Source organism: Pseudomonas reactans (assembly GCF_013387025.1).
Classification (GTDB): Bacteria; Pseudomonadota; Gammaproteobacteria; order Pseudomonadales; family Pseudomonadaceae; genus Aquipseudomonas; species Aquipseudomonas reactans.
Window position 1 is genome coordinate 337,317 of the sequence record NZ_JACAQP010000007.1, and the last position, 24,679, is coordinate 361,995.

General features: G+C 60.5%; 26 protein-coding genes and 1 tRNA gene. 11 read left to right on the plus strand and 16 right to left on the minus strand.

Features of this window, described 5'->3' with window-relative positions; all coding sequences use genetic code 11:
- Window positions 1-4 precede the first annotated feature (4 nt).
- Window positions 5-826 carry a PA4824 family protein gene (locus HX793_RS10575; protein ID WP_177049729.1) on the plus strand — a complete coding sequence of 274 codons (822 nt, stop codon included), beginning with the start codon at window positions 5-7 and terminating at the stop codon, window positions 824-826.
- On the opposite strand, the gene HX793_RS10580 is transcribed toward HX793_RS10575, so the two are convergent.
- Window positions 823-1,512, minus strand: coding sequence for a tellurite resistance TerB family protein (locus HX793_RS10580; RefSeq protein ID WP_177096047.1), 690 nt, complete (start codon window positions 1,510-1,512; stop codon window positions 823-825). The genes HX793_RS10575 and HX793_RS10580 overlap by 4 nt on opposite strands.
- A gap of 125 nt (window positions 1,513-1,637) precedes the next feature.
- Between HX793_RS10580 and HX793_RS10585 the strand changes: the two genes are divergently transcribed.
- Complete coding sequence (locus tag HX793_RS10585) at window positions 1,638-2,165, plus strand: DinB family protein (protein ID WP_177096049.1); 528 nt, start codon at window positions 1,638-1,640, stop codon at window positions 2,163-2,165.
- On the opposite strand, the gene HX793_RS10590 is transcribed toward HX793_RS10585, so the two are convergent.
- A complete protein-coding gene (locus HX793_RS10590) occupies window positions 2,137-2,610 on the minus strand; it encodes a GFA family protein (RefSeq protein ID WP_177096052.1) in 474 nt (157 codons plus the stop codon). The two genes, HX793_RS10585 and HX793_RS10590, sit on opposite strands and share 29 nt — an antisense overlap.
- A 195-nt stretch (window positions 2,611-2,805) precedes the next feature.
- Between HX793_RS10590 and HX793_RS10595 the strand changes: the two genes are divergently transcribed.
- The gene (locus tag HX793_RS10595; protein ID WP_016975778.1) at window positions 2,806-3,087 is read left to right on the plus strand and encodes a hypothetical protein; all 282 of its coding nucleotides are present in this window, start codon (window positions 2,806-2,808) and stop codon (window positions 3,085-3,087) included.
- Here HX793_RS10595 and HX793_RS10600 read toward each other — a convergent pair whose 3' ends face one another.
- The 4 genes from HX793_RS10600 to HX793_RS10615 all read right to left on the minus strand — a co-directional run bounded on the left by HX793_RS10600 (window position 3,088) and on the right by HX793_RS10615 (window position 5,235).
- Complete coding sequence (locus HX793_RS10600; protein WP_177096055.1) at window positions 3,088-3,735, minus strand: DsbA family oxidoreductase; 648 nt, start codon at window positions 3,733-3,735, stop codon at window positions 3,088-3,090.
- Window positions 3,736-3,919: 184 nt separating this feature from the next.
- Window positions 3,920-4,276, minus strand: coding sequence for a hypothetical protein (locus tag HX793_RS10605; protein WP_177096057.1), 357 nt, complete (start codon window positions 4,274-4,276; stop codon window positions 3,920-3,922).
- Window positions 4,277-4,574: 298 nt separating this feature from the next.
- Window positions 4,575-4,661: transfer RNA gene (locus HX793_RS10610), tRNA-Leu, on the minus strand.
- 244 nt (window positions 4,662-4,905) lie between these two features.
- Window positions 4,906-5,235, minus strand: coding sequence for a hypothetical protein (locus HX793_RS10615; RefSeq protein WP_177096059.1), 330 nt, complete (start codon window positions 5,233-5,235; stop codon window positions 4,906-4,908).
- Between the two features lie 77 nt (window positions 5,236-5,312).
- Between HX793_RS10615 and HX793_RS10620 the strand changes: the two genes are divergently transcribed.
- Window positions 5,313-5,918, plus strand: a complete 606-nt coding sequence (locus tag HX793_RS10620; protein WP_177096061.1) for a cysteine hydrolase family protein — start codon at window positions 5,313-5,315, stop codon at window positions 5,916-5,918.
- Window positions 5,919-5,957: 39 nt separating this feature from the next.
- Here the strand turns inward: HX793_RS10620 and HX793_RS10625 are convergent, their stop codons facing one another.
- The 6 genes from HX793_RS10625 to pstS form a co-directional block, all read right to left on the minus strand.
- On the minus strand, window positions 5,958-6,551 hold the full coding sequence (locus HX793_RS10625) for a hypothetical protein (RefSeq protein ID WP_177096183.1): 594 nt from the start codon (window positions 6,549-6,551) through the stop codon (window positions 5,958-5,960).
- Window positions 6,551-7,249 (minus strand): hypothetical protein, encoded by a 699-nt coding sequence (locus HX793_RS10630; RefSeq protein WP_177096063.1) that lies wholly within the window; start codon window positions 7,247-7,249, stop codon window positions 6,551-6,553. The genes HX793_RS10625 and HX793_RS10630 overlap by 1 nt, the downstream gene beginning before the upstream one ends.
- A 27-nt stretch (window positions 7,250-7,276) precedes the next feature.
- Window positions 7,277-8,038: a phosphate ABC transporter ATP-binding protein PstB gene (gene pstB, locus HX793_RS10635; protein ID WP_010210300.1), complete on the minus strand. Its 762-nt coding sequence runs from the start codon at window positions 8,036-8,038 to the stop codon at window positions 7,277-7,279.
- Window positions 8,039-8,114: 76 nt separating this feature from the next.
- The gene (gene pstA / locus HX793_RS10640; RefSeq protein ID WP_028616256.1) at window positions 8,115-9,008 is read right to left on the minus strand and encodes a phosphate ABC transporter permease PstA; all 894 of its coding nucleotides are present in this window, start codon (window positions 9,006-9,008) and stop codon (window positions 8,115-8,117) included.
- The gene (pstC, locus tag HX793_RS10645; protein WP_016978032.1) at window positions 9,008-9,973 is read right to left on the minus strand and encodes a phosphate ABC transporter permease subunit PstC; all 966 of its coding nucleotides are present in this window, start codon (window positions 9,971-9,973) and stop codon (window positions 9,008-9,010) included. Before pstC ends, pstA begins: the two co-directional genes overlap by 1 nt.
- 73 nt (window positions 9,974-10,046) lie before the next feature.
- Window positions 10,047-11,075: a phosphate ABC transporter substrate-binding protein PstS gene (pstS, locus tag HX793_RS10650; protein ID WP_016978033.1), complete on the minus strand. Its 1,029-nt coding sequence runs from the start codon at window positions 11,073-11,075 to the stop codon at window positions 10,047-10,049.
- 185 nt (window positions 11,076-11,260) lie between these two features.
- On the opposite strand from pstS, the gene ppk2 reads away from it, so the two are divergent.
- Window positions 11,261-12,178, plus strand: coding sequence for a polyphosphate kinase 2 (ppk2, locus tag HX793_RS10655; RefSeq protein ID WP_025999860.1), 918 nt, complete (start codon window positions 11,261-11,263; stop codon window positions 12,176-12,178).
- Here ppk2 and HX793_RS10660 read toward each other — a convergent pair.
- Window positions 12,172-12,849 (minus strand): nitroreductase, encoded by a 678-nt coding sequence (locus HX793_RS10660; protein ID WP_016978035.1) that lies wholly within the window; start codon window positions 12,847-12,849, stop codon window positions 12,172-12,174. The genes ppk2 and HX793_RS10660 overlap by 7 nt on opposite strands.
- A 95-nt stretch (window positions 12,850-12,944) precedes the next feature.
- On the opposite strand from HX793_RS10660, the gene HX793_RS10665 reads away from it, so the two are divergent.
- Window positions 12,945-13,844, plus strand: a complete 900-nt coding sequence (locus HX793_RS10665) for a LysR family transcriptional regulator (protein ID WP_177096065.1) — start codon at window positions 12,945-12,947, stop codon at window positions 13,842-13,844.
- 4 nt (window positions 13,845-13,848) lie between these two features.
- Here HX793_RS10665 and treS read toward each other — a convergent pair whose 3' ends face one another.
- Window positions 13,849-15,912, minus strand: coding sequence for a maltose alpha-D-glucosyltransferase (treS, locus tag HX793_RS10670; RefSeq protein ID WP_177049747.1), 2,064 nt, complete (start codon window positions 15,910-15,912; stop codon window positions 13,849-13,851).
- 86 nt (window positions 15,913-15,998) lie between these two features.
- The gene (locus HX793_RS10675) at window positions 15,999-16,757 is read right to left on the minus strand and encodes an AraC family transcriptional regulator (protein ID WP_177049749.1); all 759 of its coding nucleotides are present in this window, start codon (window positions 16,755-16,757) and stop codon (window positions 15,999-16,001) included.
- A gap of 186 nt (window positions 16,758-16,943) precedes the next feature.
- Here HX793_RS10675 and HX793_RS10680 point away from each other — a divergent pair, with 186 nt between their 5' ends.
- Genes HX793_RS10680 through HX793_RS10700 form a run of 5 tightly spaced genes read left to right on the plus strand, consistent with a single transcriptional unit; the run spans window position 16,944 to window position 23,363 of the window.
- Window positions 16,944-18,563: an APC family permease gene (locus tag HX793_RS10680; RefSeq protein ID WP_177096067.1), complete on the plus strand. Its 1,620-nt coding sequence runs from the start codon at window positions 16,944-16,946 to the stop codon at window positions 18,561-18,563.
- A 14-nt stretch (window positions 18,564-18,577) separates the two neighbouring features.
- Window positions 18,578-19,504 (plus strand): 4-hydroxyproline epimerase, encoded by a 927-nt coding sequence (locus tag HX793_RS10685; RefSeq protein ID WP_177096068.1) that lies wholly within the window; start codon window positions 18,578-18,580, stop codon window positions 19,502-19,504.
- Window positions 19,505-19,546: 42 nt separating this feature from the next.
- Window positions 19,547-20,494 carry a dihydrodipicolinate synthase family protein gene (locus tag HX793_RS10690; RefSeq protein ID WP_177049755.1) on the plus strand — a complete coding sequence of 316 codons (948 nt, stop codon included), beginning with the start codon at window positions 19,547-19,549 and terminating at the stop codon, window positions 20,492-20,494.
- A gap of 58 nt (window positions 20,495-20,552) precedes the next feature.
- Window positions 20,553-22,124, plus strand: coding sequence for an aldehyde dehydrogenase (NADP(+)) (locus HX793_RS10695; protein WP_177096070.1), 1,572 nt, complete (start codon window positions 20,553-20,555; stop codon window positions 22,122-22,124).
- A 3-nt stretch (window positions 22,125-22,127) separates the two neighbouring features.
- Complete coding sequence (locus HX793_RS10700) at window positions 22,128-23,363, plus strand: NAD(P)/FAD-dependent oxidoreductase (protein WP_177096072.1); 1,236 nt, start codon at window positions 22,128-22,130, stop codon at window positions 23,361-23,363.
- 52 nt (window positions 23,364-23,415) lie between these two features.
- Here HX793_RS10700 and HX793_RS10705 read toward each other — a convergent pair whose 3' ends face one another.
- On the minus strand, window positions 23,416-24,423 hold the full coding sequence (locus HX793_RS10705; protein WP_256348224.1) for a GlxA family transcriptional regulator: 1,008 nt from the start codon (window positions 24,421-24,423) through the stop codon (window positions 23,416-23,418).
- Window positions 24,424-24,679: the final 256 nt, after the last annotated feature.

Consider the following 24,679-nt stretch of genomic DNA (forward strand, 5'->3'; position numbering starts at 1 on the left):
CATCATGCACAAAAAACATACCCCACAACGCCAGGACGGGTTCGCCAAATACCGTGCGCGTCACTACCGAGGTGCGCGTCATACTCTGTTGCTGCTGCCACCGGCCAAGCGTCGCGCGTTGCAGCGCAACCTGATCTTTATCGGGCTGACCCTGGGCATCCTGTTGACGATTGCCTTGCTGTCCAAGGCCAATGCGGCCGGTGGTTCTTACGTGGTCGATGACGGCGCGATCAATGCGCCGGGCGAATGCAATGTCGACGCCTGGCACACCGCCAACCGCCACGATGGCAGCACTCACACTGAAACGCTGTCGCCCGCCTGCACCTTTGCTGCGTTGCCTTCGGTGCAATGGGGCGCAGCCTTGTCCCGCGCTACCAGCGCAGACAAGGGCGAAACCCAAGTGAACCCACAGCTCAAGGCGCAAGTATGGTCGCGGGAAGATCTGGGGCTGGAAATGGCCATGTCAGCCGGTGCGCACTTTGCACACGGTCGTCGGCACGGCTTTGATGGCACCGACTTCAACATTCCGGTGACGTGGCAGCCGCTGGAGCCCCTGCGCCTGAGCGTGAATGCCGGTTGGTCCCACATCTACAATGACGGCGACCAAAAACACCGCCTGACCTGGGGCACCGGCCTTGAGTACCAAGTGGCACATTCATTGACGCTGGTCGCCGAGCGTTACGGCCAGGACGGCGGTGACCAGGCCTGGCAGGCCGGGCCCAGGTTTCACGTCGGCGAATTTGTCGACGTGGACCTGGTGGTCGGGCGTAGCCTGATCGGCGAGCGCGCGCAATGGCTCACCACCGGAGCCACATTACGGTTCTAGGCCTTGGCTTGTTGTTCCAGGTGCAATTGCAATTGCGGGTCGATTTGCAACTGCGCCGCCAGGGCATCCAGGTAGTTGCGCTCGGCGTCCTGCTGATCGTCCACCAACATCACACTGGCCAGGTACACCTCGGCCGCCATGGCCGGGTCACTAGCGAACTCGGCGAAGTCCGCAGCATCCAGAGGCTTGGCGACTTCGGCGTCGAGCCACTGTTGCAGTTGCGGGTCGTCGGTATGGCGGCCCAGCTCACTGGAAATCAGCGCCTGTTCTTGCTCATCAATGCGCCCATCGGCTTTCGCGGCGGCAATCAAGGCACGTAATACCGCGTGGCTGTGGGCTTCGGCTGCGGGGCCGTCGAGCTGGTCCACTGTCTGGAAGGCTTGCTGCGGCGCAGTGGCCTGCTGGCGTTGCCAGGCTTGGTAGGCCTGGAATGCCGCCATACCGAGGGAGGCCAACGCAGCGTAGTTCATCCCGCCGGAACGCCCTTGCACGGGACGAGTGCCCGTGGTGCCACCCAACATGCCACCCAGACCGCCCAATAAATCACCCAGGCCGCCACCGGTTGATGCATTGCCCGTGCGGGTGCCTTTCAATAACCCACCGAGGAGCCCACCCAGTCCGCCGGATGACGGACTGCCGCCTTGCCCGGCGCGCAAGAGTTGTTCAAGTAAATCACTGGTGTTCATGGTGTCACCCTCCGAGGGCGCAGCGTTGGCGTCTATCAACCATAGCCCGGCCTTTCCGGAACACCATGACCGCCGGGCGGTCACGGCCTATCATGGCCTTACCGCGACTTCGAGAGAAAACCCAAGTGAACCGGACTGAGCACATCGCACTGATGGCAAATTACAACCAGTGGATGAACCGCAAGCTCTATGACGCGGCCCTGACATTGACGGACGCGGAGCTGGCGATGGACCGACAGGCATTTTTCGGCTCGATCCTCGGCACCCTGAACCACCTCGCGCTGGGCGACACCGTCTGGCTCAAGCGTTTTGCGCAGCATCCAGCAGGCTTTTCAGCACTGGCTCCGATGCAGGCTGTTGCTACGCCTGCTGATCTCAAACAACCGGCCTTCGCGGATATACGCGAGCTGGCAACCTATCGCTCCTGGCTGGACCAGTTGATCGTCGATTGGAGCCACACCGTGCAGGAGACCGATCTGGACCATCGCCTGCATTACAGCAACATGCGCGGCGTGACGGCCGATAAGGACTTCTTCAGCCTCCTGGTGCACTTTTTCAATCACCAGACCCACCACCGGGGCCAGGCCACGACCTTGCTGACCCAGGCGGGGTTGGATGTGGGCACTACGGACTTGCTGGCGCTGATCGACTGAACTCGGCGTAGGCCTGCATCAAGCGCGGGAACTCATGTGGCTCGGGCAACTGCGCAAAGCTTTCCACCGCTGGGGTGGACGCCCACGGCAGCTTCTCGCGGGTCCAGGTCTCCATGAAAGGCACGTAACCGCTGGCATTATCCAACAAGGCGGCGCGCACGTTGACGAACTCATCGATGCCGTGGGGCCGGGTGAACAACCAGCTCATGCAATGGGGGCAGAAATAGTGGCGATCCACGCCCTGCAAACCGCCGATCACCGGGCAACCCTGGGTCACCGTGAAGCCGCTGGCGGGAATCAGCGCGCTCAGTGAGAACGCGCTGGAAGACATCTTCTGGCAGCCGGTGCAATGGCAGGCCATGGTAATCACCGGGGCGGCACTCACGCTGAAGCGCACACGCTCACAACGGCAACTGCCCTCGTATGGCAGGGTATCGACGCTCATCATTGCTTCCTTATTCTTGATGGGTGGCCTGGCAGGTTAGCCTCAGGTGCCAGGCTTGAACAGGCCTATAGCCAAAACCGAACGCTGCCTGGTTGTTGGGGTCGTAACCCTAGGTGTCGAGGTTTTTACACCCCGCCCTCCCCGCGCGCATCGTGGGTCTACCGATGTGCGTACCCCCAAGAAGGAGACGCTTACATGGTCATTCACTTCAAGGTTGCAGGTCACTTGGCCTGTGGCCACCACGGCACAAACCTCCCTTCCAGCACCGAGCTGAATCGAGTCAAATGCCGTACCTGCCGCAATACCGACGTGTACAAAGAAGCACGACGCACCCAGCGCAACGCGGCCCGCCGCGCCAATCGCAAAGCCAAGACCCACTCCGCCGTCGACTGGCGCAGCGCGTGGACGCAGCGCCTCACCGACTTGCCTGGTTTGCAGCGTTTGCCCCGAGGGTTTAGTGGGCAGCCGTTCGTGTAATCACGGCGCAACCGCTATTTGCCTGATGGCTTGTTCGTATTCCTCGACGGACTGTGAGCCAGCCACCAGGTGACGCCCATTCAGTACCATGGCAGGCACAGCGTTGATCCCGCGCATGCGGTAAAAATCTTCAAGCTCACGGACTTCAGCAGTTAACTCCCCACTGTCCAGCACTTCCTGGGCGCGTACAGTCGAGAGCCCCACCTCTCCGGCAAGACGCACTAAGGTGTCGTGGCTGCTGATATTTTCCCCATCACTGAAATGCGCCTTGAACAGAATGTGCTTCAGTGCAACTTGGCGATCCTGCGCCACCGACCAATACAACAGACGGTGGGCGTCAAAGGAGTTGTAGAAGTGCGTACGCTTCGCCAAGTCGAACGTGAAGCCTAAAGCGTTGCCACGGTCGATCACCATGACATTACGCGCGGTGACTTCGGCCAAGGTGCGGCCATATTTACGCATCATGTGTTCGACAGCGTTTTCGCCCTCAGGCGGCATGTCCGGGTTCAGCTCGAAGGGTTTGAAGGTCAGCTCCACAGCAACCTCGCCCGCCAGGTTCGCGATGGCCTGTTGCAGCGCTACAGCGCCGAGTGCACACCAAGGGCACATCACATCCGAGACGAAGTCGATGCTCACAGTGCGCGTCACGATGCAGACTCCAGCGGGTTATTCCGGTATTCGGTTGCATTGATGAAAGGCATAACAAATTCTCCAGTTCGCGCCTTGACGAGATGGCAGGGCGGCGAATGGGAGGCACTCTAGGAGGTTGCGTTGGGTGAATAAATACGCGCCCAGGCACATCATTTGTACTTCAGCGTAATCAATCGACCTATCACTCAAAGGTCACTCGGCGATTGGTTAATATGCTTTCCAGACTGGCGGGTTCTACACTCACATCCGTTTTCCGTCTGATCTCTTCCAACCCCAGCTCTATCCGGTAGTTGCAAAGATGATCAAACAGCCTGTCTTGAGTTTCCGAGATCGCCTCCCCCTTACTTTTCGCAAACAGGATGTGAAGTACCGCCATCATGGGGAGTGAAAGGCACTCATCCGAATCATTCTCGAAAAAATCCTCCAACTGCGCGGATAAAACCTCAAGCCACTGGTCGCTCAAGTTACAAGGCAACGTCGACTCAGGCCCGTTTTGCATGACTTCCTTGGAGAATGATTTAAGCAAGTCTTCAGTCATGGACAGCGCCTCATTTACCTAATCGGGAGCCCAAGATTTAACAATTCGGCAGAGGTCATTTGGAAGCAAAGTCAGCGTCTGAAGTGTCCTGATTTCTTGAATGCCACTTCGTACACGCCTCGACTATTTCTTGAAGTCACCGCTAAGCATCTGTTCAAAAAGACGTTATCGCCATATCCGTTTGGTCACCGAGGAGCAGACGTAATTCCGAGTAAAAAAGCCGGCCACAAAAAAACCTGCACAAGGCAGGTTCTTTGGGGGCTTCAGCGACCTCCTGGGATGTCGTGAAACCAAATGATGGTGCCCGAACCCGGAATCGAACCGGGACGCCCTTACGAGCGGGGGATTTTAAGTCCCATGCGTCTACCAGTTTCGCCATTCGGGCGGCAGCGCGTGTTGCAGGGTTGGGAATATATAGATCCAGTCGCTTTGACGCAAGGTCGCGGGGCAGCTTTCTTGCTTCAGTAAGCCAGTAAAAAAGCTTGGTAGATCAGTGAGCTAGGTCAGCATCTAGAGGAAAAACCGCAACGTCATCCAAGTATTTGCGCCACCTGACCCGCTATCGTGGCGACCTCCCAACGGAATGGACACCACGCGCCAGGAAGCAGGTGATGCCTGCTTCCCAGTAACTACTCGACGACAGACTCCGCCGCTGTCGATGATTTTTTGAATGCCAGCGCCGGGTCAGGCACTTCAACCCAGCCCTTCTTCACATACTCAGCGGCGACGATTTTACGGATCAGGAAGCAGTAGATGATGGGCAACCCGGCAATGGGTATCGCCACCCAGGGCGGGCCTGCGAGAAAACCCAGCCCTAATGCCACAGCCCAGATCAGCAGGTGGCGCCAAAGGCCTGCGAAGAGCAGGTAGAGCGGGCCGAGAAACAAGACTGCCAACACCTGGAACGCATCGACTTCTTCGACCTGGTCACTCTCTGGATGTTTGAAATAGCGGGTCATTGCACTGTCCTTGTGGGGGTTAATTCAGTGAATATACTCTGAAGGGTCAATCCAGTGACACCTCTCGGAGCCTCATCATGAATCCAAACGCCACCGCTCTTGTCCTGATTGAGTTTCAAAACGACTTCACCACCCCAGGTGGCGTGTTCCATGACGCCGTCAAAGACGTCATGCACCAGTCCGACATGCTGGCCACCACTGCAACGACCGTGCAACAGGCACGCGCACTGGGCGTGAAGATCATTCACCTGCCGATCCAGTTCACCGAGGGCTACCCGGAACTGACGACGCGTGACTATGGAATCTTGAAGGGTGTTGCCGATGGTGCGGCTTTCCTTTCCGGCAGTTGGGGCGCCGAGATTACCGAGGCGATCAGCCGTGAAACCGGGGATATTCTTGTGGAAGGCAAACGCGGCCTGGATGGTTTTGCCACCACCGGCTTGGATCTGGTACTGCGCAACAACGGCATTCAGAACCTGGTGGTGGCGGGATTCCTGACCAACTGCTGCGTCGAAGGCACCGTTCGATCAGGTTATGAGAAGGGTTATAACGTGGTGACGCTGGCCGACTGCACGGCAACGTTCACCGATGAACAGCAAAAAGCGGCTGAAAACTTCACGCTGTCGATGTTTTCGAAGGTGTTACGGCACACCGAGTTTCTTGGGGCGTTGAACGCCAAGTAAACAAAAGGGGCGACTGATCAATCAGTCGCCCCTTTTGTATCATCCGTTCAACGTCAGCCCTGGATAAGCCCGCACCGGCACCTTGTGCCTCTGCGGCTGTTGGCGAGCCAACTGCACCTGGACCTGTGCAACAGCCTCCAACACACGCTGCGCCCACTGCTCATCTTCCGGGTCCACGACCACCACGCGAAACCCGTGATCGAAGCCTTCAAGCTGAACGCCTTCGGAATCATCGACATGCAAATCGATGTCGAAGGCCGGTGGGAATTTTGACGGGGTGCTCGTCAGCCCACGTTCGGTCAGGGCCTGGCTATGTCGCGCACTGTTGACCACGCCGTCGACATGGATGCCATACAGCAATAACCAACGCCGGATGTAGGACGGCGTACGGCCGGACGAGGTGTAGACCCAAACGCTGCAACCCTGGCGACGCAGCTCACGGGTCAGAGAACGGGTGCCGCAGCGCAAGGGCTCGCCCAGCCAACGGTGCACACACGCCGGCAAGCGGCTGTGCTCGGTTGCACTGTGGTGCAGCTGACAGGCCAGTGTGTCGTCGATGTCGAACGAAATACGGATTCGCTGACGCTTGATGAACACACGCTTGATCGTGTCGAGCACTGGGTACCTTCCCATCATTGGCCCCCCTGGTGGGCGGGCGCTGGTGTGTCGCTCAGGAAAAACTCGGTTAGATCTGGAGCGTTATCTTCCAGGAACGCTGCGTATTTTTTCTTGATCTTGGGCAATTCGTACAACGCCATTACGCCATGCTTGGCGGAGTTGCGTATCACCGAGGACGGGTTGAAATAGCCCTCGGCGTTGTCCAGCGTCAGCACAAACGGTGGCAACCCCTCGCGCATCAGCAGGTAGCTGACGATCAGCGACCCACTGCGGTGGTTGCCTTCAATGAACAACTGCGGCTTGCTCAGGACCCTCACGTAGACACCGGCTGCTCGCTTCCATACGGATTCGTTATGGTGCTTGCAATACCAGTTATACAAATCCTTGATGCCACCTTCGACATTGTTGAAAAAGTGCACTTCGGTCGCCGCCAGGTGCTGCGCGTATTCCTGCCGGCGTACCGGGTCTTTGCCACAGAGCACCGTGGCATTGATCTCCAGCATCAGGTTCAGTTGCTGGAGGTCGAACAGGTCGACACCGCGCGCAACATAGTCGTCAATCAGGGCATAACCTTCAAGCACATTCTGCAGCACTTCGTCTGTCAGCGGGTCGCGTGGTTCGGTGAAGTCCTGGCTCAGTTGGGCAAAACGGCCCTGGACCTCACGCAGGGCGCGTTCAATCGCGACCAGATCAAGACGATGTGTTGCAGGCATTGGCATTCCTGAAAGACGGTGCATGGGTCAGCTGAACTTGCCGCTGATGTAGTCCCCGGTCATTTGCTCACGCGGGTTTTCGAAGATCTGCGCCGTTGGGCCCATTTCGACCAGATAACCGGTACGGGTGCCCTGGGAGATGTCCACCGAGAAAAACGCGGTGGTATCCGCCACGCGGATCGCCTGCTGCATGTTGTGGGTGACCAGCGCGATGGTGTAGTCCTTTTTCAACTCGACCATCAGCTCTTCGACACGACGCGTGGCAATGGGGTCGAGCGCCGAGCAAGGTTCGTCCAACAGCAGCACTTCCGGCTCGGTTGCAATGGCGCGAGCGATGCACAGGCGTTGCTGCTGGCCGCCGGACAGCGACAGGCCGCTGACCTTGAGCTTGTCCTTGACCTCATCCCACAACGCCGCGCCCTGCAGCGCGTGCTTTACGCGGTCGCCCAGGTCGCCCTTGTAACGATTCAGGCGCAGGCCAAAGGCCACGTTGTCGAAAATGCTCATCGAGAACGGGTTCGGCTGCTGGAACACCATGCCGATGTAACGACGTACGACCACCGGATCCACGCCCTTGCCGTAGACGTCCTGGCCGAGGAAATGCACGTGGCCTTCGAAGCGGAAGCCTTTCACCAGGTCGTTCATGCGGTTGAGGCTACGCAGCACAGTCGATTTGCCGCAGCCGGACGGGCCGATGAAGCCGGTGATCTTGTTTTTCTCGATTGGCACATGGCTATCACGCACCGCCATGAAGTTGCCGTAGAAAATCTTGTCCAGCTTGCAGTCCATGACCACAGGTGCCTGGGTGACAAACGGAGCGGCTTTTTGCGCAGTTGAGACGTTCAAAATTCAGGTGCTCCCGTTCTTAGTACTTGGGCTTGCCGAAGATACGGCTCACGATATTCACGACCAGCACGATCATTACCAGCACCAACGAGGCCGCCCATGCGAGCTCGAGCTGATTGTCGAACGGCATGCCGGAGAAGTTGTAAATCAACACGGCCAGGGACGCCGTCGGATTCATCACCGCCAGGCTGCCGTCGTGGTAGATCCAGTAGTTGCTGAACAGCGCGGTAAACAACAGAGGGGCGGTTTCGCCGGCGGCACGTGCTACCGCGAGCATCACGCCGGTCAGGATCGCGGGCATGCCGGTGGGCAAGACGATTTTCCAGATCACCTGCGAGCGGGTGCAGCCCATGCCGTACGCCGCGTCCTTCATGATCTTGGGCACCATCTTCATCGACTCTTCAGCCGTCAGCACCACGATTGGCAGCATCAGCACCGCCAGCGCTACACCACCGGCCGGGGCCGAGTAGGTTCCAGTGGTCATCACCACCAAGGCGTAGGCAAATACACCCGCCAGGATCGATGGCAAGCCGGTGAGCATCTTGGCGGCGAAGCGCGAGGCGTTCGCCAGTTTGCTGTCCGGGCCCAACTCCGCAAGGAAGATGGCAGCCAGGATGCCGACCGGCACGGCAATGGCGGCAGCGATACCCACCATCACGAATGTACCGGCCATGGCATTACCGAAGCCACCGCCCGTCTCGAAACCGGTGGGCGGCAGTTCGGTGAACACTTCCAGGCTCAGGCGTGCGCCTCCACGGGTGATCAGCATGTAGAGCACGGAAATCAGCGGCACGCTGGCCAGCAGCGCACCGAGCCACACCAGGGTGGTCAGCACCAGGCTGCGCAAGGCACGGCCTTCGAACCGGCGCTGCAGGCTCGGCATGGCGGTGATGGGTGTAGAGAGATCAGTCATTACTTGGTACCCCGCTGGGCGTAGACCATGATCATCGAACCGATGATGTTCACCAGCAGCGTGATAAACATCAGGACCAGTGCGGCGTACATCAATACTTCGATCTCGTTCGGGCCGGCTTCGGGGAAGTTCAGCGCCAACAAGGCTGCCAAAGTGTTGGCCGGCGCAAACAGCGAAAGGGAAATGTTGTTCGCGTTACCCACCAGCATGGCCAGGGCCATGGTTTCACCCAGGGCGCGACCGAGGCCTAGCACGAGGGAACCGAAGATGCCGGTCGCGGCGGATGGCACCATCACCTTGAGAATCGCTTCCCAGTGTGTGGTACCCATGCCGTAGGCGGCCTGCTTGGTTTTCATCGGCACACCGGTGAGGGCGTCCTGGGACACGGCGGCGATGGTCGGCAGGATCATGATGGCCAGCACCAGCGCGGCTGGCAGCAGGCCCGGCCCGCTCAGGGACGTGCCGAAAAACGGGATCCAGCCCAGTTCAGTGTTCAGCCACGCAGTCAGCGGGCGGATGGCCGGGATAACTACATAAATGCCCCAGAGGCCGTAGACCACGCTGGGGATGGCGGCGAGCAACTCAACGATGGTACGAAACACCGCCGCGAGTTTTGCCGGCAGGAAATCCTGGGTGAGAAAAATCGCCATGCTGACGCCGAAAAAGCCTGCGATCAGCAACGCGATAAGGGCGCTGTAAAGCGTGCCCCAAATAGCTGGCAGAATGCCGTACTTGCCTTGGTTAACGTCCCAGACACTGCCGAACAGCACGTCAAAACCGTGCTTTTCCATGCCGGGAAGTGCCTTGCGCCCTACTTCGAAGACCAGCGCGAAAACCAGCGCCAGCACCAGCACTACGCCTATGCGTGCAAGTGCACGGAAGGTGCGGTCAACCAGGAAATCCTTCGTAGAAGGTGGCTGGCACGCAGAATCCGGGTTAACCGGTACGACAAAAGGTGTGTTCATTGGCTATTTCCGGAACAAGGGGGAAACGCTCCCGGCATGGCTGACAACCCATACCGAGAGCGGCCTGGCGGCCTTACTGGATGTTGGCGGAAGCTTTGCGAACTTGATCGACAACCGATGGAGGCAGTGGGATGTAGCCCATCGAGTCGGCGATTTTCTGACCTTCGGTCAGGCTGTACTCGACCATTTCACGCATGGCCTTGGCTTTGGCTGGGTTGCCGTTGTCCTTGCGGAAGATCATCCAGGTGTAGGACGTGATCGGGTAGGACTTGGCACCATCCGGATCTGGCAGCCAGGCCACCAGGCTTTCCGGCATTTTCACCGCAGCCAGGGCTTCGGCGCCGCTTTCGGCGTTAGGTACAACGTATTTGCCGGCCTTGTTCTGCAGCTGGGCAAAGTCAACCTTGGCCAGTTTGGCGAAGCCGTATTCGATGTAGCCAATCGCGCCTGGGGTCTGACGCACAGTGGCGGTTACACCGTCGTTTTTCGGCGACTTGATGAACTTGTCGCTGGCTGGCCAGTTGACGGTGTTGCCTTCGCCTAGGTCTTTCTGGAACTCAGGGTTGATCGCGGCCAAGTGCTTGGTGAACACCGCGGTGGTGCCGCTGGAGTCTGCACGCACGACAACAGTGATCGGCATGTCAGGCAGTTTCAGGCCTGGGTTGGCGGCGGCGATCTTGGGATCGTTCCACTTGGTGATCTTGCCTAGGAAGATGTTGGAGTACACATCGCGTGGCAATTTGAGTTCTTTAGGATTGCCCGGCAGGTTGAACGCCAACACGATTTCACCAGCGGTCATCGGCAGCAGTTGCGCGCCTTCGGCCACCTTGGCGATGTCTTCGTCTTTCATGGCCGAGTCGCTGGCGGCGAAGTCGACGGTTTTGTTCAGGAAGTCCTGTACACCCGCACCGCTACCTTTGGATTGGTAATCAACGGTGACACCCTCGGTTTTCTTGCTGAAATCCTTGAACCAGGTGAGGTAGATCGGAGCTGGGAAACTCGCACCGGAACCGGTGAGGCGGATGCTCTCGGCAGCAAACACCGAGGTGGCACTGAGAGAAACCGCAACGGCGAGTGCAGCAGACTTCATCAGACGTTTCATTAAGGAAAATCCTTGTGATTTCGGGCCCGGGAACTCTGCAACATTCTTGTTACGGTTTTATGAACGTGGAGTGGCAAAACGCCTGGTTGTCCCCCTCTCCCACCGCAATCACGGCATTTGATGTCATTGGTTAGTAACAAAATGCGACTAAGACTTTGCCATCCCCCACCACGCGAGTTCCGCCCATGTCCTCAATAGAAGATGCCTTGATGCAGCGCATCCACCGTGAGTTGCTGGACCACAGTGACGAAGAACTGGAACTGGAATTATCCGAAGATGGGCACGACCTCAACGCGCTGTTTGACGAGCACGTCGGTGAAAGCGCCGAAAAAGCCGCGCGCAGGATTTATTTCAGCGAACTGTTCCGCCTGCAGGGCGAGTTGGTGAAATTGCAGAGCTGGGTGGTCAAGACCGGCCACAAGGTAGTGATCCTGTTCGAAGGGCGCGATGCCGCCGGCAAAGGCGGTGTGATCAAACGCATCACCCAGCGCCTGAACCCCAGGGTCTGCCGAGTAGCCGCCCTGCCTGCGCCGAATGACCGCGAACAAACTCAATGGTACTTCCAGCGCTACGTCTCGCACCTGCCCGCCGCCGGCGAAATCGTGCTGTTCGACCGTAGCTGGTACAACCGCGCGGGCGTCGAGCAGGTCATGGGGTTCTGCAACGCGGACCAGTACGAAGAGTTCTTCCGCACCGTGCCGGAGTTCGAGCGCATGCTCGCCCGCTCCGGTATTCAACTGATCAAGTACTGGTTTTCCATTTCCGACCAGGAACAGCACCTGCGCTTTCTCAGTCGCATCCACGACCCGCTCAAGCAATGGAAGCTCAGCCCCATGGACCTGGAGTCGCGTCGGCGCTGGGAGGCCTACACCAAGGCCAAGGAAATCATGCTCGAACGCACTCACATCGCCGAAGCGCCGTGGTGGGTGGTGCAGGCCGATGACAAGAAGAAAGCCCGGCTCAACTGCATCCACCATTTGCTTGGGCAGATGCCGTATGAAGAAGTGGAATTGCCGGTGATCGAACTGCCGCAGCGCGTGCGGCAAGAGGATTACTCACGCAGCCCGACACCACCAGAACTCATCGTGCCGCAGCTCTATTGATGTAGCACCACACTTTCAGTCAACGCCACCCGCCCTACGTCGACAAAATTCGACGCTGAATGCGGGTCGGCGTAACCGAAGGAGATCCCGAACATCAGCTTCAATTCTCCGCTCACCCCCAATACCTCACGTACCGTCTCGGCATACATCCCCAGCAATGTCTGGGGAATCCCGCCCAATCCCCGCGCCTGCAACGACAGCAAGAAGGTTTGTGCATACATGCCGACATCCCCGGCTGCGCGCACGTAATCGCTGATCTGCGGCATGAACAGGAAGGCCACGTGAGGCGCGTCGAAGAACTTCAGGTTGTGGCGCAGGCACGCTAAACGTGCGGCGTGGTCATCACGTCCGATATCAATCGCCTCGTAGCGTGCGCGGCCACTGTCTTGGGCGCGTTGGGCATGCACGCCGGTGTAGGCCTGCATATCGAACGCGAAGTCCGGGGTGTAGTGCTGACGGTCGTCGGCGGCCAGCAATGCCTCAGACAGCCGGTCGCGCGCCGCGCCGCTGACCAAATGCACCTGCCAGGGCTGGGTGTTGCAGTTGGAGGGGCTGTGCTGGGCGTCCAGCAACACGCGGTTGATCAGGTGCTCACTGAGCGGCGCAGGCAAGAACTGACGCGTGACACGGCGGCTTCGTACAACGTGCTGAAAGAATTCGGGAGAGGTCATCGGAAAGCTCCTGGAAAAGATGCTAGCTTATTCACCACCTAAACCGGGATAAACGATCCAATGATTAGTACATTAACAACTGAGCGTAGTGAATAGTGGACAGATTCCGTGCCATGCAGGTCTTTGTCACCGCCACCGAGGCCGGCTCCTTTGCCAGGGCCGCGAACGTGTTGGAGATGTCGGCACAGATGGTCGCGCGGTACATCGGCCATCTGGAGGAACACCTGAACGTGCGCCTGCTGAATCGCACGACCCGGCGCCAGCAACTCACTGAGTTCGGTCGTGCCTACTACGATCGCTGCGTGAGTCTGCTGGCCGACCTTGAGGCAGCGGATGCCTTGGCGCTGGAGACACACGCCCACCCTGTGGGGGCGCTGAAGATCAGTGCGCCGCAGAACTTCGGCGCGCAAAGCCTGATGCCGGTGATCAACCAGTTCCTGGCGGCGCACCCACGGGTGGAGATCGACCTGGACCTGACTGATCGCTACGTCGACTTGATCGCCGAAGGGGTTGAAGTGGCTTTTCGAATTGGCGCGCCCGCCGTCGATGACAGCACCAGCCTGGTGGTGCGTCCTTTGCGCCCTTACCAAATGCTCGTGTGCGCCGCGCCGGCGTATCTTGACGCGCACGGTGCGCCGACTCACCCCAGCGACCTGGCCAGCCACTCCTGCCTGGGCTATGTGTTTTCCGACCGGGTCACGGACAAACAATGGGTATTCACCCGTAATGGCAAAAGCTACCCCGTGTCTGTAGGCAGCCGACTACGGGTCAATAGCGCCGATGCACACGTGAAGGCGGCTATCGCCGGCTTTGGCCTGGTGATGGCCACACTGGATCAATTGGCCCCTGCCTTGGCCAGCGGCCAGTTGGTGCGTGTGTTGCCGAACTATGAGGGGCCGTCCAAACCCATGAGCCTTATCTACCCCGCAGACCGTCAGCGCACGGCAAAATTGCGGCATTTCATTGATCGTGTGATGGACGTGTTTGGCGCCTGAGCCCTTACATCGGCGTACTGCTCACCACCCGCAACGCCAGCCCCTCATAGGCGTCCAGGGCAATGGTGAATTCGCCTTCCGCCGTCAGGTCGCCTTCCACCCGTTCGTTGATGATATCCACCACCATCCCGGCAGCGATATCGGGCAGGTGCAGGGTTTCGGTGATGGGCGTAGCACCAAAGTTCAGCGCAGTGATTTGCGTGCCTTTGCCGGCGGGCAATTCATGCACCATCACCAGCAAGCCCGGGTTCTCGACCTCCGGCACCTGGATCTGGCGGCTGGCGGCGATGTCGTAAGCGCGTCGTACCGCGAGGATTTTTTGCAGTTGCGAAGCGAAAGACTCAGGGTCTTTCAATTGACTGTTCAAGCTGCCGTAAAGGCTTTTTGAGCGAGGCATGTTACCGGCAGACACCTCTGCTTCAGGATTCAGGTCCACCAGGTCATAAGCCCCGCGATGAATCCAGCGCGTGTCGCCATCCTGCATCAAGTGCTCGACCTCTTCAGCCGCCAGCGGCAGCGCGCCCACCAAGTCCCAGCCCGACAAGGCAAACACGCCCGGCTGCATGGCGTTGTACATCACCAGCAGCAAATGGATCTGGCGGATCTGCCGGATGTCAGCTTCGGTGATCGCCTCCAGATCACGGATGCCCAGCGCCGCCGTGATGATGCTGGCCGTGGTGCACGACACGCCATTGGTCACGAACTTGAGGTTATACGGCGCGTGCTCACCGGCCAGACGCTCGTACATCTGTTCGCGAATGTGCTCACGCAGGATATTGCCGGGGAAGGTCTGCCCCTGGTACAGGAACGTGTCATGGGCGTGCAGGGTCCAGAAATGCACCAACTCCAGCGTCAGCTCATCGTGGTTCTGCAACGCATGGATCAGCGAGCCTGGGTCGATGCCCTGGCGATGCATTTCGCGCAGCATCAGGCGCAGGAACTCGGCATCGCCCATCAGCAGCGCGTGTTGGTACGCGGGGCGGGTGATGAAGTCATAGGACAGGTCGGCGCCGCCATGGGACATGGAAGCGATGTCATCCACGGTGAGGTTCAACTCCTGAAAGCTGAAACCGCCGGCCTTGCGAATCGCGCCGCCGAGTAACTGGTTGCCGGTGATCGACAGTGGATGGCTCTCGGACCAGGCCGTGCCGTCCAGCTTGCGCTCCACACCGAGAAAACCGTTGGCGTCCAGGCGCAGGATCTTCGCGCCCATCACGTCGATGGCGTGCAGCGCATCGCCAATGATCATCTGCTGCGCGGCAAAGGTCGGGTCCAGCCAGTTCAGCGATGGCTGGCCTTCCTTGAAGTAATGCAGGTACACCCAGCGACGCGGCTTGCCATCCACGCCCAACACCACGTCTGTCGCGCTCCAGTCGGTTTCCTTGACGCCGGGCTCGAAGAAGATCACCCGTTGCAACTGGCCGACGATGTAGTGTTTGTCACGCAACGCGTCGACCTGGGCGGGACTGAGGTTCTGCGCGTCACGGCCTTCGGCGACATCCGGCAGCAGCGCCCAGTCTTCCTCGCGGACTTCCACCATGTGGTAGAGCCCTGGGTAATCCTCGTACGCCATCTCGGCCAACCGGAAGTCCGCGCCCTTGCCGGTGTGGGACGGGATCACATCGTCGATGATCACCGCATTGTGCGCCGCCGCCATGCGCGTCAATGCCTGCAACTGCGCCTCAGTGCCCAACTGAGGGTCAATCTCGAAACTGATGCGGTCGAAATTGCCGTCGATGGTTGGCGTGTGTTGCGTGCCCTTCAGGCCGCCGGACTTCTTCAACGGGCCATTGTGGATACCCTGGATGCCGATCTTCGACAACGCATGCCACAGCGCCTCATCCCCCAAAGCCTCCAGCACCGTGCCGCCCTCGCGGGTGACGATGGAAGCCGGGTACGCGGTAAACCACACCGACGACAGGGCCGAAGCATCACGCGGCCGCGTCTGCGCATACGGTTGTTGCCACAACCGTCCCTGGCCGGAATAGAGCTTGGCCCGCTGGCGTGCCGCGTGCAGCATCGATTGTTCCACCAGCCAGTTCACATGGTTGTTTTCAGCCGCCGTCATATGCCTGATCCCTGTCGTCGTCCAAAGGTTGCTCGTAAGCATAGGAGCCACAACCGGGGCCATTCGTTGCATTGCACTGTGGGCGACTAGGCCAACTGCCGATACTGCCTCGGCGTAAACCCCGTCGACGCCTTGAACTGGCGGGTAAACGCACTGTGGTCGGTATAGCCGCATTGCAGCGCCACTTCGGTGATCGGCAAATCGGTGTGCAGCAGCCGGTGCGCATGCTCCAACCGCACTTTCTGGATCATCTGCCGTGGCGTCAGGTGGAACACGCGCTTGCAGTAGCGCTCTAGTTGCGCCACCGAAATGCCGGCGATCCGTGTCAATTCACCCAGGGGTACACGACGGTTGAAGTGCGCGCGAATGTGCGCGTCCACGGCGGCCAGGCGCTGGTACGCCGGGTGGCTTTCGCTGGCGGTTTGCAGGTCGACCGAGATACCGGCCAGGCCGATGATCGCGCCCATTGGGTTGTACAACGGCCATTTGTGGGTCAAACACCAACCGGGTTCGCGGGTGCCGTACAGATGCAGTTCCAGCTGATCTTCCAGCACAAAACCCTGCTCCAGCACACGCCGGTCCTGCTCGGTGTAGCCCGGTCCCAATTGCGCGGGAAAGACTTCGGCACTGGTCTTGCCCAGCAGTGGTTGCAGGTGTTTGAGCCCGCAGCGTTGCACCAGGGTGCGGTTGGCGAGCACATAGCGGGCCTGGGTGTCCTTGATGAAAATCGCCGCATTGGGGATCACGTCCAGCATCGGCAATAGCTGCGCGACACTGCCCACTAACTGCTCGAGGTCTTGGGGGTTGCTCCCTTGGCAAAGGGTCGCAAACACGCTCTGCATCATGACGGTCGATCCCCGCTGGTGGCCTGACGGATAGCAGATTGCCCGATGCCCGGCGCCCTGTCGAGCAAGCAAAACTGTGCTGATTTCGTCATCGATGCCGGCAAAAAACATCAATCGCGCCGCCCTTCATGAGTTCACTGTATGGCCACTGCATGCCTATCCAATAACTCACAAGAAGGCGACGCTATGTCAGCTCAAGGCAAGTTCAAGAAACAGCTTTCCCTGATGGACCTGACCTTTATCGGGTTGGGTGCCATCTTTGGTTCGGGCTGGTTATTCGCAGCCAGCCACGTATCCGCAATCGCAGGCCCGGCGGGCATTATTTCCTGGCTCATCGGGGGGTTCGCGGTGCTGCTGCTGGGCATCGTGTACTGCGAACTGGGCGCCGCATTGCCGCGTGCCGGCGGCGTGGTGCGCTACCCGGTCTACTCCCACGGCCCGCTGTTGGGCTACCTGATGGGTTTCATTACCCTGATCGCGTTTTCCAGCCTGGTGGCTATCGAAGTGGTCGCCTCGCGGCAGTACGCGGCGGCGTGGTTTCCGGAGCTGACCAAGGCCGGTTCCAGCGACCCGACTACCCTCGGCTGGCTGGTGCAATTCGCCCTGCTGTGCCTGTTCTTCGTGCTCAATTACCGCAGCGTGAAAACCTTCGCCATCGCCAATAACCTGGTCAGCGTCTTCAAGTTCATCGTGCCACTGTTGGTGATTGGCGTGCTGTTTACCTTCTTCAAACCGGCGAACTTCGAGGTGCAGGGTTTTGCGCCGTTTGGGCTGTCGGGCATCGAAATGGCGGTGTCGGCCGGCGGGGTGATTTTTGCCTACCTGGGGCTGACGCCGATCATCTCGGTGGCCAGTGAAGTGAAGAACCCGCAACGCACGATTCCAATTGCCTTGATCCTTTCGGTGTTGTTGTCGACCGCGATCTACGTGCTGCTGCAAACCGCCTTCCTCGGTGGCGTGCCCACGGAAATGCTTGCCAATGGCTGGGCCGGGATCAGCAAGGAACTGGCGCTGCCCTATCGGGATATCGCCCTGGCGCTGGGCGTGGGCTGGTTGGCCTACCTGGTGGTGGCCGACGCGGTGATCTCGCCCAGTGGCTGCGGCAATATCTACATGAACGCCACACCTCGCGTGGTGTATGGCTGGGCGCAGACGGGCACGTTCTTCAAAATTTTTACGCGTATCGATGAGAAGTCCGGCATTCCACGCCCGGCGCTGTGGTTGACCTTTGCTTTGTCGGTGTTCTGGACCTTGCCGTTCCCATCCTGGGAAGCGCTGATCAATGTGGTGTCTGCGGCGCTGATCCTCAGCTACGCCGTGGCCCCAGTGACTGTCGCCGCGCTTCGTCGCAATGCCCCGCAGATGCCGCGGCCGTTCCGGGTCAAGGGCATGGCGGTGCTGGGTCCGTTGTCGTTCATCATCGCCGCGCTGATCGTGTACTGGTCCGGCTGGAGCACAGTGTCCTGGCTGCTCGGCCTGCAAATCCTGATGTTCGTGGTGTACCTGCTGTGCGCCCGCTGGGTGCCGACCGCACACATCAACCTCAAGCAGCAAGTGCGCTCGTCTGCGTGGCTGATCGGCTTCTACGCGGTGACCATCCTGCTGTCCAAACTCGGCAGTTTTGGCGGCATCGGCGTGATCAGCCACCCGCTCGACACCATTGTCGTCGCCGTTTGCGCACTCGGCATCTACTACTGGGGCGCCGCCACTGGCGTACCAGCTCACCTGGTACGGCTGGAACACGAAGCCGATGAAAGCGAAGCGGTCGACGAACCTCACGCACCGCTGACACCCGCGACCTACTGATTCAGGAGCCTTTTATGAAGCGACTGCATGTGATCGACTCCCACACCGGCGGCGAACCGACACGCCTGGTCATGAGCGGTTTCCCGGCGCTGAGCGGCGCCACGATTGCGGAGCAACTGCACAGCCTGCGCACCGAGCATGATCAATGGCGCCGTGCCTGCCTGCTGGAGCCGCGTGGCAACGATGTACTGGTCGGCGCGCTGTATTGCGAGCCCGTCACTCCGGGCGCGATCTGTGGCGTGATCTTCTTTAATAACGCCGGTTACCTCGGCATGTGCGGCCACGGCACCATCGGCCTGGTCGCGTCGCTGCACCACTTGGGGCGTATCCAGCCCGGCGTGCATTCCATCGACACGCCTGTCGGCCCAGTGGAGGCCACGCTGCACGAAGACGCCAGCGTAACCCTGCGCAACGTGCCCGCCTATCGCCTGCGCCAGCAGGTGCCGGTGGAGGTGCCGGGGTATGGCGTGGTCTACGGCGATGTCGCCTGGGGCGGCAACTGGTTTTTCCTGGTGTCGGACCATGGCCAACGCTTGCAGATGGACAACGTGGAGGCCCTCACCGACTACACCTGGGCGATGCTCAAGGCCCTGGAGGATCAGGGCATTCACGGCGCGGACGGCGCACTGATCGACCACATCGAACTGTTCGCCGATGACGACCTTGCCGACAGCCGCAACTTTGTCATGTGCCCCGGCAAGGCCTACGACCGCTCGCCCTGCGGCACCGGCACCAGCGCCAAGCTGGCCTGCCTGGCCGCCGATGGAAAACTCCAACCCGCGGAGACCTGGACCCAAGCCAGCATCACCGGCAGCCAATTCGAAGGCCGCTATGAATGGGACGGCGAGCGCATCCGCCCCTTTATCACTGGCAGTGCCTACATGACCGCCGACAGCACCTTGCTGATTGACGAGCGCGACCCGTTTGCCTGGGGCATCTGAGCCCTTCCCTGTTTGTACTGAACGTTCCAAGGAGTTAGAACAATGAGCGACAACATCTTCACCGGCTGCATCCCCGCCCTGATGACCCCGTGCACCGCCGAGCGCAAGCCGGACTTCGACGCCCTGGTCGCCAAAGGCCGGGAGTTGATCGATATCGGCATGAGCGCCGTGGTGTACTGCGGCTCCATGGGCGACTGGCCGTTGCTCACCGAGGCCGAACGCCAGGAAGGCGTGGCACGCCTGGTGGCCGCCGGTGTACCGACCATCGTCGGCACCGGTGCGGTCAACAGCCGTGAAGCCGTGTCCCATGCCGCCCACGCCGCCAAAGTCGGCGCCCATGGACTGATGGTGATTCCGCGCGTGCTGTCCCGTGGAGCGTCGGCCACCGCGCAAAAGGCGCACTTCTCGGCCATCCTCAAGGCCGCGCCAAACCTGCCGGCGGTAATCTACAACAGCCCCTACTACGGCTTCGCCACCCGCGCCGATCTGTTCTTCGAACTGCGCCGCGAACACCCGAACCTGATCGGCTTCAAGGAGTTCGGCGGCGGTGCCGACCTGCGCTACGCCGCCGAACACATCACCTCCCAGGACGATAACGTGACCTTGATGGTCGGCGTGGACACTCAGGTAGTGCACGGTTTCGTCAACTGCAACGCCACCGGCGCCATCACCGGTATCGGCAACGCCCTGCCCCGGGAAGTGCTGCAACTGGTGGCTTTGAGCAAAAAAGCCGCCAAGGGCGATGCCAAGGCCCGTCGCCAGGCCCGTGAGCTGGAAGCCGCGCTGGCGGTGCTGTCGTCCTTCGATGAAGGCTGCGACCTGGTCCTGTATTACAAGCACCTGATGGTGCTCAATGGTGATAAAGGCTACGCCCTGCACTTCAATGAAACCGACGTGCTCAGCGACGCGCAGCGCCATTACGCCGAGAACCAATACGCGCTGTTCCGCCAGTGGTACGCCAACTGGTCGGCGGAACAGAACGTCACCTGATCCCTCGCGCCGCTGCGGTTCTCGCAGCGGCCAACCTCTTTTCTACCAGGACAATCCCATGACTCTGACGAGCAAAATGCTGATCGGTCAGCAACTCATTTCCGGAAATCGCGCGGCGATCCGGGCGATCAATCCCGCCACCGATACACCCATGGAACCGGCCTATAACGGTGGCGACGGTGAACAGGTGGCCCAGGCGTGCGCCTTGGCGTGGGCGGCGTTTGATGGGTACCGCGAAACCTCGCTGGAGGTGCGCGCCACCATTCTTGAAGCCATCGCCACGCGCATCGAAGCCCTGGGTGATGAGCTGATCGAACGTGCCGTTACCGAAACCGGTCTGCCCCACGCGCGCATTCAAGGCGAACGCGGGCGCACCTGCGGCCAACTGCGCACCTTCGCCCGCACCGTACGCGCCGGGGAATGGCTGGATGTGCGGGTGGACCCTGCACAGCCGCTACGCCAGCCGCTGCCTCGTCCAGACCTGCGCCAGCGCCATATTGCGTTGGGCCCGGTCGCCGTGTTCGGTGCGAGCAATTTCCCCCTGGCGTTTTCCGTGGCCGGTGGCGATACCGCCTCTGCGCTGGCCGCCGGTTGCCCGGTGGTGGTCAAGGCTCATGGCGCACACCCAGGCACCAGTGAACTGGTAGGCCGGGCAGTGGCGCAAGCCGTTCAGGCCTGTGGTTTGCCCGAGGGCGTGTTTTCGTTGCTGTACGGTTCGGGCCGCGAGGTGGGGATTGCGTTGGTCACCGATCCGCGCATCAAGGCCGTTGGCTTTACCGGCTCGCGCAGCGGTGGCGTGGCGTTGACACAGGCGGCGCAGGCACGGGCCGAGCCAATTCCGGTGTATGCGGAGATGAGTTCGATCAATCCGGTGTATCTGTTCCCAGCCGCACTGGCCGCGCGCGGCGAAGCGTTGGCAAAAGGCTTCGTGGCGTCGCTGACCCAAGGCGCCGGGCAGTTTTGCACCAACCCTGGGTTGGTGATCGCGGTCCAAGGGCCTGCGCTGGATCGCTTCATCAGCACGGCGAGTGAATCGCTGCCCAACTGTGCAGCGCAGACCATGCTGACCCCCGGCATTTTCAGCGCCTTCGATGCAGGCGTGGCCGCACTGACAGAGCACGCCAAGGTGGCGGCAAAAGGATTGCCAGCAGAAGGCCCCAACAGAGGCCAAGCCCACCTGTTCGTGACTCAGGCCAACGATTTTTTAGCCAATGAACACCTGCAAGCCGAAGTCTTCGGCGCCGCTTCATTGATCGTCGTATGCGCCGATAACCAAGAGATGCACCAGGTGTCCGAACACTTGGAAGGGCAACTGACCGCCACCCTGCAGATGGATGACGACGATCTGCCAAGCGCCAAGGCCCTGCTGCCGGTGCTTGAGCGCAAGGCCGGTCGCCTGCTGGTCAACGGCTGGCCGACAGGTGTCGAGGTCTGTGATGCCATGGTGCATGGCGGCCCCTTCCCCGCCACGTCAGACTCGCGCAGCACCTCGGTGGGCACGGCGGCGATCCAACGGTTTTTGCGCCCCGTGTGTTATCAGGACTTCCCCGATGCACTGTTGCCCGCCGCGCTCCAGCACGGCAACCCTTTGCTGCTGCGGCGCTTGCTCGACGGCCAGAGGGAGGCCTAGGCCATGTCCGATCCGGATATCGTCGTGGTCGGCGCTGGCATCATCGGCGTTGCCTGCGCTCTGCAGCTGGCGCGTCAGGGCCGGCAAGTGCTGGTAGTCGACCCGCAGGAACCCGGCATGGGCGCGTCGTACGGCAACGCCGGGCACCTGGCGACCGAGCAAGTGTTTCCCATCGCCGACCTATCGATCCTCAAGCGCTTGCCCGGCATGCTGCTCGACCCCATGGGCCCGCTGCGCCTGGATTGGAAATACCTGCCGCGCGCCCTGCCCTGGTTCGTGCGTTTGCTGCTGAACCTGCGTCCGGCGAGCTATCAGCGCACGGTCGCGGGTATCCGCGCGCTCAATGAAGGCAGCCTGGCCGCGTGGCAGCGCCTGCTGCACAGCATCGCGCGTCCGGACTTGTTGCGAGAGGACGGCTCGCTGCTGGTGTTTGAGCGCGCGGACTCACGGGAAGCCCTCAATGCCTTGCAGCAGCGCATGCAACAACAGCAGGTGCCGGTGGCGTTCTGGTCCGGCGATGCCATACGCCAAGCCGCGCCGCAGTTGAGCGACAACATTCAGGGCGGGCTGTTTTTTCCGGGTACTGGGCACTTCCTGGATCCCTACCACGTGGTCTGCGAACTGGTGTGTGCGGCCGAGGCCAGCGGCGTGCAGTTCCTTAAACGCCAAGTGCTGGATGGCCGCGTCGACGCACAGGGCGTTTCACTCACCACTGACCAGGGGCTGCTGAGCGCGCGTCAGGTCCTGATTGCCTGCGGCGCCCATTCGGCCAAACTGACCGCCGCCCTGACCGGCAAAAAGGTCCCGCTGGACACGGAGCGCGGCTACCACCTGATGCTGCCCCATGAACACCATCGCCTGCCGTTTGCCGTTACGTCCCTGGAACGCAAATTCATCATGACCCCTATGACCGACGGCCTGCGCCTGGCCGGCACAGTGGAATTCGCCGGCCTCAATCGCCCGGCGAATATGGAGCGCGCCTGGCAGTTGCATCGCTTGAGCCAGGGGTTGTTTCGCGAGGATCTGAGTGCAGAAGGTGCAACGCCGTGGATGGGGTTTCGGCCGTCGTTGCCGGATTCACTGCCCGTGATTGACCGGGTGTGTGATGGGAAGGTGATGCTCGCGTTTGGGCATCAGCATTTGGGGTTGACGCAAGCGGCGGTAACGGCGGAATGGGTTGGGGCGTTGGCGAAGGATCAAGCACAGTTACTGACGCCTTATCGCCTGGACCGATTCTGAAATCCCTTGTGGTGAGCAGGCTTGCCCTGCTCACCACAACAAGCGGCGGGATTTACTTGACCAAGCGCTTTTCCTTCGAGGGGCGATATCCGAAATACGAGCTATAGCACTTGCTGAAATGGCTCGGCGACACAAACCCACACGCCACCAGCACCTCCACCTGTGACAGCTCGGTGTGCTGCAACAGCCGTCGCGCTTCAGTCACGCGCAGTTCCATGTAGTAACGCTGCGGCGTGGTGCCCAGTTGCTCCTTGAACAAGCGCTCCAACTGGCGCCGGGAGCGGCCGGCGTAGACGGCGAGTTGGTCCAGTTCCAAGGGCTCTTCCAGGTTGGCGTCCATCAGCTTCACCACTTCACGCAGGGGCGCGCTGACGCTGACATTTTCGGTGGGTTTGATGCGCCGATAGCGGGATTCTTCAAAGGCCAGGATGTCTTCGATCCCTTCGACCAGTGCCTTGTCATGCAGGCCCTTGATCCAGTCCAGCGCCATGTGGAAGGCACCGGATGGGCTCGAGGCCGTGAGCCGGTCGCGGTCGATCACGTAGGGTTCGCTGGTGACGTGGGCGGCCTTGGACACTTCCGCCAGTGCCGGGCGATGCTCCGGGTGAATGGCGCAGCGATAGCCTTGCAACAAACCGGCACGGCCCAGGAACCAGGCGCCGTTCCACAGGCCGGCGAGGCTGATGCCCTGTTCGGCGGCGGTGCGCAGCAGCTGGATGAAGTCTTCGCTGGCCTTGAGTTCCGTGCGAAAACCACCACAGATCACCAGCAGTTCCAGGTCTTGCAGCGCCGCCACGTCCAGGCGCGCATCCGGGCGGATCACCAGGCCAAGGTCGCTGATGACCTCGCCATCATCACAACCGAACGTACGCGAGGCGAACAGGTCGGGACGCAGCAGGTTGGCGGTGACGAACGTGTCGAGGGTCTGGGTGAAGGCCGGCAGGGAGAAGTGCTCGAGCAACAGGAAGCCGACGCGGGTGACCGACGCCGGTTGCGAGGTTTCGTTGAGGTAGCGCAGGTTCTTGCCTTTCATGCCACCGCTGAATTGACGTCTTTCCATCGAGGGTTGGCCCACTCTTATTGTTGATGCAATGGGCGCCATCTTAGGGGCAAATGCGTTGGCTGTCTCAGGCACTGATCTTGAAAAAACCACAAGCGAGCAAAGCCCCCGGCTTAACAGGGCCAGGCGCATCTGATACGGTTTTTTCTTTGCTATCTGCGCCTGTATCGAAATGCCACCTGGGCGGACAATAGCGCCATCCCCACTCCCTTCCTTCTGGAGGCCTTATGACCAAGATGGCACTTTTCCTGTTCGG